General features: G+C 72.0%; 11 protein-coding genes, 1 tRNA gene and 1 pseudogene. 7 read left to right on the plus strand and 6 right to left on the minus strand.

Annotated features, from left to right (window positions below; translation table 11 throughout):
* Positions 1–11 precede the first annotated feature (11 nt).
* Positions 12–1,613 carry a beta-N-acetylhexosaminidase gene (locus HB370_RS15665; protein WP_030782440.1) on the minus strand — a complete coding sequence of 534 codons (1,602 nt, stop codon included), beginning with the start codon at positions 1,611–1,613 and terminating at the stop codon, positions 12–14.
* 85 nt (positions 1,614–1,698) lie between these two features.
* Here HB370_RS15665 and HB370_RS15670 point away from each other — a divergent pair, with 85 nt between their 5' ends.
* Complete coding sequence (locus HB370_RS15670; RefSeq protein WP_030782442.1) at positions 1,699–2,574, plus strand: DUF4429 domain-containing protein; 876 nt, start codon at positions 1,699–1,701, stop codon at positions 2,572–2,574.
* Positions 2,575–2,595: 21 nt separating this feature from the next.
* On the opposite strand, the gene HB370_RS15675 is transcribed toward HB370_RS15670, so the two are convergent.
* Positions 2,596–4,161 (minus strand): metallophosphoesterase family protein, encoded by a 1,566-nt coding sequence (locus HB370_RS15675; protein WP_208974400.1) that lies wholly within the window; start codon positions 4,159–4,161, stop codon positions 2,596–2,598.
* A gap of 165 nt (positions 4,162–4,326) precedes the next feature.
* Here HB370_RS15675 and HB370_RS15680 point away from each other — a divergent pair, with 165 nt between their 5' ends.
* Both HB370_RS15680 and glmS read left to right on the plus strand, forming a co-directional pair.
* Positions 4,327–4,584, plus strand: coding sequence for a hypothetical protein (locus HB370_RS15680; RefSeq protein ID WP_030782447.1), 258 nt, complete (start codon positions 4,327–4,329; stop codon positions 4,582–4,584).
* A 75-nt stretch (positions 4,585–4,659) separates the two neighbouring features.
* Positions 4,660–6,477: a glutamine--fructose-6-phosphate transaminase (isomerizing) gene (gene glmS, locus HB370_RS15685; protein ID WP_030782450.1), complete on the plus strand. Its 1,818-nt coding sequence runs from the start codon at positions 4,660–4,662 to the stop codon at positions 6,475–6,477.
* A 69-nt stretch (positions 6,478–6,546) separates the two neighbouring features.
* On the opposite strand, the gene HB370_RS15690 is transcribed toward glmS, so the two are convergent.
* Positions 6,547–7,107 carry a GPR1/FUN34/YaaH family transporter gene (locus HB370_RS15690; RefSeq protein ID WP_030782453.1) on the minus strand — a complete coding sequence of 187 codons (561 nt, stop codon included), beginning with the start codon at positions 7,105–7,107 and terminating at the stop codon, positions 6,547–6,549.
* A 127-nt stretch (positions 7,108–7,234) separates the two neighbouring features.
* Positions 7,235–7,762, minus strand: a complete 528-nt coding sequence (locus HB370_RS15695) for a universal stress protein (protein WP_030782457.1) — start codon at positions 7,760–7,762, stop codon at positions 7,235–7,237.
* Positions 7,763–8,078: 316 nt separating this feature from the next.
* Here HB370_RS15695 and HB370_RS15700 point away from each other — a divergent pair, with 316 nt between their 5' ends.
* From HB370_RS15700 to HB370_RS15715, 4 genes and pseudogenes are all read left to right on the plus strand, one after another.
* Entirely contained in the window at positions 8,079–8,348 is a 270-nt protein-coding gene (locus HB370_RS15700; RefSeq protein ID WP_030782460.1) for a hypothetical protein, read from the plus strand.
* Positions 8,349–8,727: 379 nt separating this feature from the next.
* Positions 8,728–9,788: pseudogene (locus HB370_RS15705) on the plus strand (helix-turn-helix domain-containing protein); the annotation flags it as partial.
* Between the two features lie 320 nt (positions 9,789–10,108).
* On the plus strand, positions 10,109–10,711 hold the full coding sequence (orn, locus tag HB370_RS15710; RefSeq protein WP_030782466.1) for an oligoribonuclease: 603 nt from the start codon (positions 10,109–10,111) through the stop codon (positions 10,709–10,711).
* 96 nt (positions 10,712–10,807) lie between these two features.
* Positions 10,808–10,880, plus strand: a tRNA-His gene (locus HB370_RS15715).
* Positions 10,881–11,003: 123 nt separating this feature from the next.
* Here the strand turns inward: HB370_RS15715 and HB370_RS15720 are convergent.
* Positions 11,004–12,059: a LacI family DNA-binding transcriptional regulator gene (locus HB370_RS15720; protein WP_030782469.1), complete on the minus strand. Its 1,056-nt coding sequence runs from the start codon at positions 12,057–12,059 to the stop codon at positions 11,004–11,006.
* A gap of 87 nt (positions 12,060–12,146) precedes the next feature.
* A complete protein-coding gene (locus HB370_RS15725) occupies positions 12,147–13,589 on the minus strand; it encodes a GH1 family beta-glucosidase (protein WP_030782474.1) in 1,443 nt (480 codons plus the stop codon).
* Positions 13,590–13,975: the final 386 nt, after the last annotated feature.

Genomic DNA, 13,975 nt, shown 5'->3' on the forward strand with positions numbered 1-13,975 from the left:
GCTTTCCACCGTCAGGGCGTCGGCCAGGGCACCTGCGGCGAGTGGTAGTAGCGGATGCCGAGGGCGTCCCAGCGCGGGCCCTGTGCGGCCAGCCGCTCACGGTAGCCGTCCCAGCCCAGCCGGGCGGCCGGCGACCAGCCCAGCTCGGCCGCCCCGGCGAACCGGGGGAAGGCCAGGTACTCGATGTCGGCGGTGGTCTTCACGGTCTCCGTCCACAGGGGTGCCTCGACGCCCCGGACGGCCTGGGCGGGCACCCCGGCGAGATAGGAGCCCGGGTCCCAGTCGTAGGAGCGCCGCACCTCCACCAGGCCCGCCCACTTGGTGCCGATGGGGGTGGCCGCGGTGTACTTCATGTCGAGGTAGATCCGGTCGGCCGGGGACAGGACGATCCCGGTGCCGTTCCGGGCGGCCTGCGCCACCTGTTCCTTCTCGGCCGCGCCGGTGCGGTCCAGGCCCCAGTACTGGGCGAGGGCGCCCGTGGCCGGGCGGGCGCCGGTGAGCTGGTGCCAGCCGATGACCGTCTTGCCGTAGCGGGCGACCACCGGCTGCACCCGGTCCATGAAGGCCACGTAGTCGGGGTGGCTGGTGGAGTGCGCCTCGTCGCCGCCGATGTGCAGATAGCGGCCGGGAGTGAGGGCGGCCACCTCGCGGATCACGTCGTCCACGAAGTCGTAGGTGACCTCCTTGGGCACGCACAGCGAGCTGAAGCCGACCTGGGTGCCGGTGTAGGGCGGGGGTGCCACGCCGTCGCAGTTGAGCTCGGCGTAGGAGGACAGGGCCGCGTTGGTGTGGCCGGGCATGTCTATCTCGGGGACGACCTCCAGGTAGCGGGAGGCCGCGTACCGCACGATCTCCCGGTAGTCGGCCTTGGTGTAGTAGCCGCCGGGTCCGCCGCCGACCTGGGTGGCGCCGCCGTGGGTGGCCAGGCGCGGCCAGGAGTCGATGGCGATGCGCCAGCCCTGGTCGTCGCTGAGGTGCAGGTGCAGTTCGTTGACCTTGTAGAGGGCCACCTGGTCGATGTAGCGCTTGACCTGGGCGACGGTGAAGAAGTGCCGGGAGACGTCGAGCATGGCGCCCCGGTAGGCGTAGCGGGGGCGGTCCTCGATGGTGCCGCCGGCGATGTGCCAGGGGCCGCGCTGCACGGTCTTCTTCTCGACGGCCGGCGGGAGGAGCTGGCGCAGGGTCTGGACGCCGTGGAAGAGTCCGGCGGGGGTGCGTGCGGTGAGGGTGACGCCGCCGGCGCCGCTGTGCAGCCGGTAGCCCTCGGCGCCGAAGTCGCCGTTCTGCAGGCGGAGCCGGATGCCGCCGCTGCCGTGGTCGGTGAGCGGCAGCGGGTATCCGGTGGACGGGCGCAGGATGCCGGCGAGGTAGGCGCCTATGCGGCGGACCTCGGCGGAGCCGCCGACGCGGATGCGGGTGGCGCGGGTGATGCGGTACGGCGTGCCGCCCGGCTTGACGGAGACGGGCGCCGGGACCACCCGGTCCAGCGGCGAGGGGGCGGCGGCCTGGACGTCGGGGGCCGCTCCGACGCCGAAGGCACCGGCCGCCGCGAGCAGCAGCAGGGTGGCGAGGATGCGGAACGTCCGGGGAGTCGTGCCGTGGTTCGGTCTCACATGCGCTCCCTTCGGTTAAGGGGAGGGTGACCGTCTGACGGGGTCGAACTCCACTGTGCCGCAGATCGGGTGAAACAATCCCCGTATGGCGGACATCATCCAGAAGGACGGCACCTGGGCCTTCGACGGCGACGCTCTGCGGATCACTCCGGGCCGGGAGAAGAACATCGGCCTGCTCCGCCGTGAGCTGGGCGAACTCGTCGTGCCGCTGCGCGCGTTGGCCGGGGTCTCCGTCGAGCAGGGCCGGAAGTCGGGGCGGCTCAGGCTGCGGCTGCGCGACGGCGCCGATCCGCTGCTCCAGGCCACCCGGGGCCGGCTGACCGAGCCGCACGACCCCTATCAGCTGGTCGTGGAGCCCGACCGGTACGGCGTGGCCGAGTACGTGGCCGACGAGCTGCGCAACGCCCTGCTGCTGGAGGGGATTTCGTCCGGCCCGGTCGACGAGTACCTGCTGCCGGGCCCGTCGCTGCCGGTGTCCGCCTCGGCCGGGGACGGCACCGCGAGCTTCGACGGGGAGCGGGTGCGGCTGGAGTGGAACTGGAAGACGGAGGAGTCCAAGGCGTCGGCCGGACCCCGCACGATTCCGCTCGCCGACCTCACCGGTGTGGACTGGCAGCCGGCGGCCGGTCTGGAGAACGGGCACCTGCGGTTCCTGGTGCGCGGCGCGCCGGCGGGCGTGCCGCCGAAGCACGACCCGAACGCCGTGGAGTTGTGGGGGTTCCGCAAGGACCCGCTGATGGCCCTGGTCGCGGCGGCGGTGCAGGCGCGGCTGCCGCACCCCTCGGCCGCGCGGGAGGAGGCGGGGCGGATCCCGGCGCAGCGGGCCGGGGAGCAGCGGGCCGGGGACGACCACGACACGCTGCTGCGGCGGCTGCGGGAGCTGGGCGAGCTGCACCGTGACGGGGTGCTGACGGACGAGGAGTTCGCGCTGGCCAAGCAGGCGGTCCTCAAGCGTCTGTGAGGACCGCCCGTGCGGCGGGGGCTACTTGGCCGTGCGGGACACGGTGAAGTGGTCGATGCGGGCGCCGGTCTCGGCGATGCCCGACACCTTCAGGGTGGTCTGACGGCCCCTGGGCGCGGGGCTGACGTCCACGCGCAGGAAGGAGTAGTTCAGGTAGCGCACCCGGGACCAGGCGACGGTCTCGTGGACCTTGCCGTCCTTGGTGTTGACGAACGAGGCGACGGAGTCGGTCTCGTGCTCGTGGCCCTCGTAGGTGTCGGGGGCGGAGAAGGCGTAGAGGCTGCGGCCGGCCGCGCCGGCGGTGACGTAGACCACGCCGTCGGTCTCGGGGTAGGCCGTGCCGCCGACGGGCAGCTTCTTGGTGACCTCGCCCGCCTTGATCACGTCGGTGCGCTCGTACTGGTGGTTGTGGCCGTTGATGACCAGGTCCACGGTGTACTTCTCGAACAGCGGCACCCACTCCTGACGCACCCCGCCCTCGGAGGCGTGGGCGGTGGAGGTGCAGTAGGCGCAGTGGTGGAAGAAGACGACGATGAAGTCCACGTCCTTGGCGGCGCGGAACTTCTTCAGCTGCCCTTCCAGCCATTTGGTCTGGGTTCCGCCGGAGATGCCCAGGTTCGCCGGGATCTCGTAGGAGATGTCGTTGGCGTCGAGCGAGATGACGGCGGTGTTGCCGTAGACGAAGGAGTAGACGCCGGGGAGGTTCTTCCGGTCCGGGCCGTTGTCCGGCAGGGTCCAGCGGGCGTCCTCGCCGCCGTAGCCGTTGGGCGAGTACCAGGCCTCCATGTCGTGGTTGCCGTACGCCGGCATCCACGGGACCTGCTTGGCGACGGTCTCGGTCTGGGCGAGGAAGGAGTCCCAGGTGCGCGCGTCGAAGCCGGTGTCGGCGGTCTTGCCCGCGCCGGACGGGTCGGCGTAGGCGATGTCGCCGGCGTGCAGGTGGAAGGCGGGGTTCTGGCCGAGCAGGAGGCTGTTGTTGGCCAGGCCGTGGTAGCCGACGCCCTCGTCGCCGAAGGCGGTGAAGGTGAACGGCGCCTTGTGGGCGGGGGCGGTGGTGAAGGTGCCCACGGTGCCCAGCAGGTGCGGCTCGGCCGGATCGAAGCCCTGGTGGCCGACGCCGTAGTAGTAGGTCTTTCCGGGGCGCAGGCGGGTCAGCCTGGCGTGCAGGTAGTACTGGGTGTGGTCGCCGCTCGCGCCGACCCCGGCCGGGGTGTACAGGGTGCGGACCTCGGCCTCGATCTTCCGGGAGAGGTCCCAGGGGTGGGCGCCGATCCGGATGAACGGCTTCTTGACGGCGACCGGGACCTGCCAGGAGACGGTGATCTCGGTGCGCGGGTCGTTGCCCCAGGCCAGGTGACGGCCGAAGGGGGCGACGTGCGCGCCGTCGACCGTGGCGGCGGCGGGCGTGGTGTCCCGGGCCGGCACGGCGGCCCGGGCGGTGGCCCCCGGCACGAACGCGCCACCGGCGACGGCGCCCAGCGTGACCGCGCCGCCCCGGATCATGGTGCGCCGCGAGAATCTGGCGCGCAGGTACTCGTGCTGTTCGGCCATGCTCATGCGCTCGGCCAGCTGCTCGGGAACGCCCATACGAGGAATGTCCATGGCGTCTGAAACTCGTCGGCTCGGGCAACGGGATGCGGGACTCCGGATGGACAGGGGGCGAACAGGGCGCCATAAGAGTTTCAACAGCCCTCTGCCCGGAATCGGGCACGATTCTTGCGAAACAGGCGCCGGTACCCCAGGATCTACCGGGTGCACGACGAACTCGTAGATCATCTGACGCGGTCCACGCCCCTGAGCCGGGGCGAGGCACTGCGCGTGGTCCAGGACGTGCTCGCCTACTTCGACGAGACGACCCAGGAGTACGTCCGTCGCCGCCACCGCGAGCTCCAGGCCCAGGGCCTGGTGAACGCGGAGATCTTCCAGCGGATCGAGGCGGACCTGAAATACCGGGCGGTGGCGCCGCCGGAGCTCTCGCTCAGGCAGCTGCGCCGCATGGTCTACGGCTGAGCCGGCCGCAGCCCGGACCCACTCGGCCAGCCCCCTCCCGCCCGGACCAGCGACAGCCAAGGGATACCTCTATATATGTGCGGAATTGTCGGTTACATCGGGAAGCGTGATGTCGCCCCCCTCCTCCTGGAGGGCCTCCAGCGCCTGGAGTACCGCGGCTACGACTCCGCGGGCATCGTCGTCACCTCCCCGAAGACGCCCGGCCTGAAGATGGTCAAGGCCAAGGGCCGGGTGCGCGACCTGGAGGCGAAGGTCCCGGCCCGCTTCAAGGGCACCACCGGCATCGCCCACACCCGCTGGGCCACCCACGGCGCCCCCTCCGACGTGAACGCCCACCCGCACATGTCGGCCGACCAGAAGGTGGCCGTCGTCCACAACGGCATCATCGACAACGCCGCCGACCTGCGCCGCAAGCTGGAGGCGGACGGCGTCGAGTTCCTCTCCGAGACCGACACCGAGGTCCTCACCCACCTGATCGCCCGCTCGCAGGCCGAGAAGCTGGAGGACAAGGTCCGCCAGGCGGTCCGGCTGGTCGAGGGCACCTACGGCATCGCCGTCCTGCACGCCGACTTCCCGGACCGGATCGTGGTGGCCCGCAACGGCTCCCCGGTCGTCCTCGGCATCGGCGAGAAGGAGATGTTCGTCGCCTCCGACATCGCCGCGCTGGTCACCCACACCCGCCAGATAGTGACCCTCGACGACGGCGAGATGGCCACCCTCAAGGCCGACGACTTCCGCACCTACACCACCGAGGGCACGCGCACCACCGCCGAGCCCACCACCGTGGAGTGGGAGGCCGAGTCGTACGACATGGGCGGCCACGACACCTACATGCACAAGGAGATCTTCGAGCAGGCCGACGCCGTGGACCGGGTGCTGCGCGGCCGGATCGACGACCGGTTCTCCACCGTGCACCTCGGCGGCCTCAACCTGGACGCCCGCGAGGCCCGGCGGATCCGCCGGGTGAAGATCCTCGGCTGCGGCACCTCGTACCACGCGGGCATGATCGGCGCCCAGATGATCGAGGAGCTGGCCCGCATCCCCGCCGACGCCGAACCGGCCTCCGAGTTCCGCTACCGCAACGCGGTCGTGGACCCCGACACCCTGTACATCGCCGTCTCCCAGTCCGGTGAGACCTACGACGTCCTGGCCGCCGTGCAGGAGCTGAAGCGCAAGGGCGCGCGGGTCCTCGGCGTGGTCAACGTGGTCGGCTCGGCGATCGCCCGCGAGGCCGACGGCGGCGTCTACGTCCACGCCGGCCCCGAGGTCTGCGTCGTCTCCACCAAGTGCTTCACCAACACCACGGTGGCCTTCGCCCTGCTGGCGCTGCACCTGGGCCGCACCCGCGACCTGTCGGTGCGCGACGGCAAGCGGATCATCGAGGGCCTGCGCAAGCTGCCCGGGCAGATCGCCGAGATCCTCGAGCAGGAGGAGGAGATCAAGCGGCTGGCGGAGAGCTACGCCGACGCCCGCTCGATGCTCTTCATCGGCCGGGTCCGGGGCTACCCGGTGGCCCGCGAGGCCTCCCTGAAGCTCAAGGAGGTCTCCTACATCCACGCCGAGGCCTACCCCGCCTCCGAGCTGAAGCACGGCCCGCTGGCCCTCATAGAGCCGGCCCTCCCCACGGTCGCGATCGTCCCCGACGACGACCTGCTGGAGAAGAACCGCGCGGCCCTGGAGGAGATCAAGGCCCGCGAGGGCAAGATCCTGGCGGTGGCCCACCAGCACCAGGAGAAGGCGGACCAGACCATCATCGTTCCGAAGAACGAGGACGAGCTGGACCCGATCCTGATGGGCATCCCCCTCCAGCTCCTCGCCTACCACACGGCGAAGGCGCTCGGCCGGGACATCGACAAGCCGAGGAACCTCGCCAAGTCGGTCACGGTCGAGTAGGCACGGCCGCAGAACGGACCCCCGCGTGTGCCACCGGGCACGCGGGGGTCCTTCTCATGCCGCTCGACTTCAACCGGTGGCCGTCACCCCCCGGCCCGCGGCACGCCGGGACACCACCGTCGGCCAGTGCGCGAGCGCCGCCGTCGCCGCGTACCAGGCCACCGCCCCCGAGGCGACGGCCGCCCAGCCGCCGGCCCGGGCGAGCACGGAACTGCCGGCGAAGGCCGCGACGGCCAGCACCAGCATGGACAGGAACAGCAGCCCGTACAGCAGCCGGCCGAGGGCGTCCCGGCCGGTGAGCGTCAGGGTGAGCGCGACCAGGGCGAACAGCAGCAGGAAGAGCCCGGCGGCGTTGGCCGGTCCGCGGTCCGACACGGCCCAGGCGAACCACAGGGCGCCGAGCGTGACATACCCCGCGCCGGAGGCGGCGGCGCCGTCGTGCAGGGCCAGCAGGCCGACGAGGAAGAGGGTGACCCCGCCGACGTAGTGGGCCACGGTGACGGTGTCGGAGGCGCCCACGCCGTGGATGACGCCGGTCGTGCCGAGCCCGAACGCCAGAAGGGTCAGGGCGAGGGCCAGCCGGCCGGCCACGGCGGTGGTCACGTTTCCCGCGGAGACGTCGTTGTGCACGGCGGGCTCCCTTCGTGCAGGTGCGGTGGTGCGGTGCCCGGTATATGCCCTCCACCAGGGCCGGAACACCTGCTACGCGCCAGTAGTTCGCCTGTGCGCCAAGGGAGTTGACGGGGCGTGGGATGCGCTAGGGAATGACGATCACGGGCCGTCGCGCCCGCTTGGCGAGGCGTCCGGCGACGGAGCCGAAGATCCGGCCGACGATGCCGTGCGTGGAGCCGACCACGATCGCGTCGGCCTCGTACTCCCGTCCCACCTCTTCGAGTTCGTGGCAGATGTCCCCGCCCCGCTCGACCAGGATCCACGGCACCTCGGCCAGATAGTCCGCACAGGCCAGTTCGAGTCCCAGGACCTCGGTGCGGTGGTCCGGCACATCGACGAAGACGGGCGGTTCGCAGCCGGCCCACACGGTGGTGGGCAACCGGTTGGCGACATGGACGATGATCAGGCCCGAGCGGGAACGGTGGGCCATGCCGATCGCGTAGGCGAGGGCGCGCTCACTGGAGGTGGAGCCGTCGAAGCCGACGACGACTCCGTGCCGGAAGGCGGGGTCGCAGGAAGGACGTGGCTCTTCCGCCGCCAGGGGATCGGCCGCCGTGGGGTCGGCGACCGGCCGCTTGCGGTCCGCGGGTTCGAAGAATTCGTGACCGGCCATGGCTGTCTCGGCGTTGTGATCCTTTATGGGAAGGGACGACAGTGTGCGGCGGAGCTGTGTCCGGGAAACATCTTCCCAAGCCCATACCCCCAAGGGTACGGCGGCACGCCTCCTGAGCCCAGATCCCGCGCACGCTCCGTAAGCGATCACCCCGGCATCCGCAGGGGTTCACCGGAGCATGCACGAGCCGCGCCCGTAACGCAATGGTTGCTGCCCCGTACAGGCGGTTTGCACACCGTTCACAGATGTACGGTCGGTGACCGGCCGGTCGAACGCGCGTTGAACCGGGGTGAGCCACCGCCACAGGGAGTACGAGATGCCCGGTCCCCGATCCAGCGGCGACCCCCGCCCCGCGCCGGACCCCGTCGGCGAGGTGATCCGGTGGGCAGCCTTCAGCTGCGTGGTCGTACCGGTCGTCCTGCTCTGGTACGGCACCGCGCTCGCCGGCGCCGTCGGTACCGCACTGGGTCTCACCGCCGTCACGGCCGTCTGCGGACTGCTGTTGCGCCGGTCGGAGCGGTGCGCGGCGCGTTGCGCCGCGCAAAGAGGCGGACGTCACACCCGGGCCCAGACACCGGTCGACTGACCTGTTTTCGCGCCTCCGACCGCTGCTTTTCAGCCAACTTCTGGATATCGCCCAAGAGGGCTCCGACCCACCTTCCAATCCCCGTTCCACCTGCAAGGAAAGGGTCTGCGGGCCGCCGTGCACCCTACGCGGTTTGGCCACGACGACAAGGCGCACTTCCCTGCACGCCTCGTGAGTGCAACGCTTCGTGATCGAATGCTTCACGCCAAGTTGTCATGTCGACAATGTCCGGCGTGTCGAACTGGCCACCGCGTGATCGCGGGAACCAGTAAATTCGATCTTGACTGTCTTTACGGCGGGGGACTCGTGCAGGACCGAGGGGAAACGTGCAGGAGCGACACAACCGAGGAGCCGCGACCACCGAGGGGGGCTTAGCAGTATGAGCCACGACTCCACTGCCGCGCAGGATGCCGCAGCCCGGAAACTGTCCGGGCGACGCCGTAAGGAAATCGTCGCGGTGCTGCTGTTCAGCGGCGGCCCCATCTTCGAGAGTTCCATTCCGCTTTCGGTGTTCGGCATCGACCGCCAGGACGCCGGCGTGCCGCGCTACCGGCTGCTGGTGTGCGCGGGCGAGGAAGGCCCGCTGCGGACCACCGGGGGCCTGGAACTCACCGCACCGCATGGGCTGGAGGCGATCTCCCGCGCCGGGACGGTCGTCGTGCCGGCCTGGCGGTCGATCACCTCACCGCCGCCGGAGGAGGCGCTCGACGCGCTGCGCCGGGCGCACGAGGAGGGCGCCCGCATCGTCGGGCTGTGCACCGGCGCCTTCGTGCTCGCGGCGGCCGGCCTGCTGGACGGCCGCCCGGCGACCACCCACTGGATGTACGCGCCGACGCTGGCCAAGCGCTATCCGTCGGTGCACGTCGATCCGCGGGAGCTGTTCGTCGACGACGGCGATGTGCTGACGTCGGCGGGCACCGCGGCCGGGATCGACCTCTGCCTCCACATCGTGCGGACCGACCACGGCAACGAGGCGGCCGGCGCGCTCGCCCGGCGCCTGGTCGTCCCGCCGCGCCGGTCGGGAGGCCAGGAGCGCTACCTCGACCGGTCTTTACCCGAGGAGATCGGCGCCGACCCGCTCGCCGAGGTCGTCGCCTGGGCGCTGGAACACCTCCACGAGCAGTTCGACGTGGAGACGCTGGCGGCACGCGCCTACATGAGCCGCCGCACGTTCGACCGCCGGTTCCGCTCGCTCACCGGGAGCGCGCCGCTGCAGTGGCTGATCACACAGCGGGTGCTCCAGGCGCAGCGGCTGCTGGAGACGTCGGACTACTCGGTGGACGAGGTGGCGGGCCGCTGCGGCTTCCGCTCCCCGGTGGCCCTGCGCGGCCACTTCCGCCGCCAGCTCGGCTCCTCCCCCGCCGCCTACCGGGCCGCCTACCGGGCCCGCAGGGCGACAAGCCGGGCGAGCCGGAGCCGGCGGTGCCGGTGACCGGCCCGCAGGGCACCCCCACGGGGCTGTCCGGCCCGGGACCGGTGAGCGGCCCCGCCCCCGCGCTGCTCCACGAGCACCGCGAAGGCGGAGTACCGCTCCAGACCCGCCGCGCCCCGGCCGGCGCGGTGGGCCTGCTGCCGGGCCCGCGCAGCGGTAACTGGGCACGACGGAGGGGGCGGACATGTCCGCCCCCTCCGTCGTGCCCAAGGGGCGCGGGGAACCGCGCGACAAGCCAGGACGCACCCGCACCCGGACGACCCCCTTCGGCCCGTCCCGCGGAGCACAGGGGCACGTAAAAAGCTCAGGTGCGCTTTAGGGTGGTCGCATGAACGATCGCATGGTGTGGATCGACTGCGAGATGACCGGCCTCTCGCTGTCCGACGACGCGCTCATCGAGGTGGCCGCCCTCGTCACCGACTCCGAGCTGAACGTACTCGGCGAGGGAGTGGACATCGTCATCCGTCCGCCGGCCCGCGCGCTGGAGACGATGCCGGAGGTGGTGCGTCAGATGCACACCGCGTCCGGGCTGCTCGCGGAGCTGGAGCGGGGCACGACCCTTCAGGACGCCGAGGAGCAGGTGCTGGCGTATGTGCGCGAGCACGTGAAGGAGCCCGGCAAGGCCCCGCTGTGCGGGAACTCCGTCGGCACCGACCGCGGCTTCCTGCTGCGGGACATGCCGACCCTGGAGGACTACCTCCACTACCGGATCGTCGACGTCTCCTCGATCAAGGAGCTGGCCCGCCGCTGGTACCCGCGGGCGTACTTCAACAGCCCGGAGAAGAACGGCAACCACCGGGCCCTCGCCGACATCCGCGAGTCGATCGCCGAGCTGCGCTACTACCGCGAGGCCATCTTCGTGCCCCAGCCCGGCCCGGACTCCGACACCGCCAGGCAGATCGCCGCCCGGCACGTCGTACCCGCGCCGTAGCCGCCCGCGCGAAAACGTGTGCGCGAGCACCCCTGAAGACCCTGTAGACTTCTTCTCGGCCGGTCGGGGAAACGACAAGTTCCACCGCCGGTCGTGGTGGGTGTAGCTCAGCTGGTAGAGCACCTGGTTGTGGTCCAGGATGTCGCGGGTTCGAGTCCCGTCACTCACCCTGAGTGATCAGCCGGTGACTCCGTCGCAAGACGGGTCACCGGCTGATTCGTTTGCCCGTCACGTCTTTCCCGCACGCTCCGCCACCGGCCGGGACCCGTGCGGGCCCGGCCGGTGAGCCGTGTCACGACGACGCCCGCACCACCAGCTGCACCGGCAGCACCGCCCGGCGGGGGGCCGCCTTCCTGGCCGGGCCCGGGCCCCGGCCGGCGATCTCCGCGAGGAGCAGGTCGATCATCGCTCGCCCCATCTCCTCGATGGGCTGCCGGACGCTGGTGAGCGGCGGGTCCATGTGGCGGGCGATGGCCGAGTCGTCGTAGCCGACCAGCGCCACGTCCTTTGGGATCCGCCGGCCCGCCTCGCGCAGCACCTGGCGGGCGCCCGCCGCCATCACGTCCGAGCCGGCGAAGACCGCGTCCAGGTCCGGTCGGCGGGACAGCAGGGTGGTCATCGCGCGCCGGCCGCCCTCCTCGGTGAAGTCGCCGGGTTCGATGAGGAGTTCGTCCGCCGGGTGGCCCGCGTCGGCGAGGGCGTCGCGGTAGCCGTCGGCGCGGCGCTGGGCGCCGTAGACGTCCAGCGCGCCGGTGATGTGCGCGATCCGGCGGCGGCCCCGGGACAGCAGGTGTTCCACGGCCGCGCGGGCGCCGGCGTAGTTGTCGGAGTCCACCGAGGTGAGCGACTCGGCCGCCGAGCGCGGGCCGCTGATCACGGCCGGGATCTCCAGCTCGGCCAGCAGATCGGGCAGCGGGTCGTCGGCGTGCACGCCCACCAGCAGGACACCGTCCACCCGGTGGGCGGCCAGGTACTGGGCCAGCCGCCGCCGCTCCCGGTCGCTGCCCGCGAAGGTCAGCAGCAACTGCATCTCGGTGTCGCTCAGTCCCGCGCCGACCCCGCGCAGCATGTCGGAGAAGTAGGGCTCGGCGAAGAACCGGGTCTCCGGCTCGGGGACGACCAGCGCGATGGCGTCGGTGCGGTTGGCCGCGAGGGCGCGGGCGGCGGTGTTGGGGACGTAGCCCAGCTCGGCGACGGCCGCCTCGACGGCGGCGCGGGTGGCGTCGCTGACCCGGGGCGAGCCGTTGATCACCCGGGAGACCGTGCCCCGACCGACCCCGGCCCGGGCGGCGACCTCCTCCAGGGTCGGCCGCCGGCCGCCCCGGCCCCTCACACCGTTGCCTGCCATGGTCGCCGCCTTCCGTTCACCGCCGTCAGGCCAGGAATGTAACAGCGTGACGGCGGCGCCTTCGATTCCGCGGGCGGCGACCGGCGATCAGGCGGGCAGGGCGTTGTTCCGGATCACCTCGGCGTACCAGCGGGCGCTGGCCTTGGGGATGCGGCGCTGGGTGGGGTAGTCGACGTAGACGGCGCCGAAGCGCTTCGAATAGCCGTAGGACCACTCGAAGTTGTCCAGCAGGGACCACAGGAAGTAGCCCCGCACATCGGCTCCGTCGGCGATGGCCCGGCGCACCGCGTCCAGGTGGGAGTGGAGGTAGGCGATCCGCTGCGGGTCCTCGACGCGTCCCTCGGGGGAGACGTAGTCGTCGAAGGCGGCGCCGTTCTCGGTGACCATCAGCGGCAGTCCGGGGTGCCGGGCCGACATCTCGGTCAGCAGGGTGTGCAGTCCGCTCGCGTCGATGGACCAGTTCATGGCGGTCAGGTCGTCGTTGGCGAGGTGGAAGGCGACCTGCTCGGAGCCGGTCCACGGGGAGTGGTCGCTGGCACCGTGGCCGTCGTTGCGGGTGCTGGCGGCGCCGTCGGCGGGCAGCGACACCACGGTCGGCGCGTAGTAGTTGACGCCGAGGACGTCGAGCGGGCGGGAGATCTCCGCGAGGTCCCCGGCGCGCACCAGCTCGTCCCAGTCGACCACGTGCGCGGTGTCGCGCAGCAGGTCCTCGGGGTAGGCGCCGTCCAGCAGGGGGCCGGTGAAGATCCGGTTGCCGACGGCGTCGATGCGGCGGGCGGCCTCGGCGTCCTCGGGGCTGCCGGTGAGCGGGCGCACCTGGTGCAGGTTCAGGGTGATGGAGACCTGCGCCGAGGAGGGCAGGGCCGTGCGCAGGGCGCCGACGGCCTCGCCGTGGGCCAGGTTCAGGTGGTGGGCGGCGCGCAGGGTGGCGGCCGGGTCGGTCCGGCCGGGGGCGTGCACGCCGGAGCCGTAGCCGAGGAACGCCGAGCACCAGGGCTCGTTGAGGGTCGTCCACATCCCGACCCGGTCGCCCAGGGCGCGGGCGGCGAGGGTGGCGTAGTCGGCGAACCGGTGGGCGGTGTCGCGGTGCGGCCAGCCGCCCGCGTCCTCCAGCTCCTGCGGCAGGTCCCAGTGGTAGAGGGTGGCGACCGGGGTGATGCCCGCCTCCAGGAGGGCGTCGGTCAGACGGCGGTAGAAGTCCAGGCCGCGCTCGACGGCGGGGCCCCGGCCGGTGGGCTGGACCCGGGGCCAGGAGATGGAGAACCGGTAGGCCTTGAGGCCGAGGTCCTTCATCAGGGCCACGTCGTCGCGGAACCGGTGGTAGTGGTCGGCGGCGATGTCACCGGTGTCGCCGTTGCGGACCTTGCCGGGGGTGTGGCTGAAGGTGTCCCAGATGGAGGGGGTGCGGCCGTCCTCGGTGGCGGCGCCCTCCACCTGGTAGGCGGCGGTGGCGGCACCCCAGACGAAGCCGGTCGGGAAGGAGGTGTCCGTGGCCGGCAGGGCGGTGGTCTCGGGTCGTACGGCGGTCATGGTGAGAGCGCTCCCAAAGGCGAAGAGAAACGGATGACGGACGGCGGCCCGGCCGTGCGGGAGCCGGTCGCGGGCGGGGCGGGTCCCGGTCTCGGGTCTGCCCCGCCACGGTGCGGAACGAGCGTCGCGGCCCGCGGTGCGGACGGGGACGAGGCCGTGCCCGCCTGGGTGCGGCGGTCCGGTACGCGGTGCGGGGGCCGGTGGCGCGGCCCCGGCCGGGCGGTGGGCGTCGCGTTCGGTACGGCCCCGGCGGGGCCGGGTGGTGTCCGGTCCGGTACGGCCCGCTGCGGGGCGGATGAGGAGGTGGGCGGTACCGGACCGGACACGAGGGGTGGGCCGGCGCGCCGGGCGCGCCGGCGGTGGGACACGGGCCGGCCCGCGGTGGG

This window comes from Streptomyces sp. DSM 40868, assembly GCF_011820545.1.
GTDB lineage: Bacteria > Actinomycetota > Actinomycetes > Streptomycetales > Streptomycetaceae > Streptomyces > Streptomyces eurythermus.

Excerpts from the sequence above, each read along its gene's own strand:
- HB370_RS15670 (WP_030782442.1), top strand. The coding sequence starts at position 1,699 with ATGGCGGACATCATCCAGAAGGACGGCACCTGGGCCTTCGACGGCGAC.
- HB370_RS15675 (WP_208974400.1), bottom strand. The coding sequence starts at position 4,161 with ATGGGCGTTCCCGAGCAGCTGGCCGAGCGCATGAGCATGGCCGAACAG.
- glmS (WP_030782450.1), top strand. The coding sequence starts at position 4,660 with ATGTGCGGAATTGTCGGTTACATCGGGAAGCGTGATGTCGCCCCCCTC.
- HB370_RS15695 (WP_030782457.1), bottom strand. The coding sequence starts at position 7,762 with ATGGCCGGTCACGAATTCTTCGAACCCGCGGACCGCAAGCGGCCGGTC.
- HB370_RS15700 (WP_030782460.1), top strand. The coding sequence starts at position 8,079 with ATGCCCGGTCCCCGATCCAGCGGCGACCCCCGCCCCGCGCCGGACCCC.
- orn (WP_030782466.1), top strand. The coding sequence starts at position 10,109 with ATGAACGATCGCATGGTGTGGATCGACTGCGAGATGACCGGCCTCTCG.
- HB370_RS15720 (WP_030782469.1), bottom strand. The coding sequence starts at position 12,059 with ATGGCAGGCAACGGTGTGAGGGGCCGGGGCGGCCGGCGGCCGACCCTG.
- HB370_RS15725 (WP_030782474.1), bottom strand. The coding sequence starts at position 13,589 with ATGACCGCCGTACGACCCGAGACCACCGCCCTGCCGGCCACGGACACC.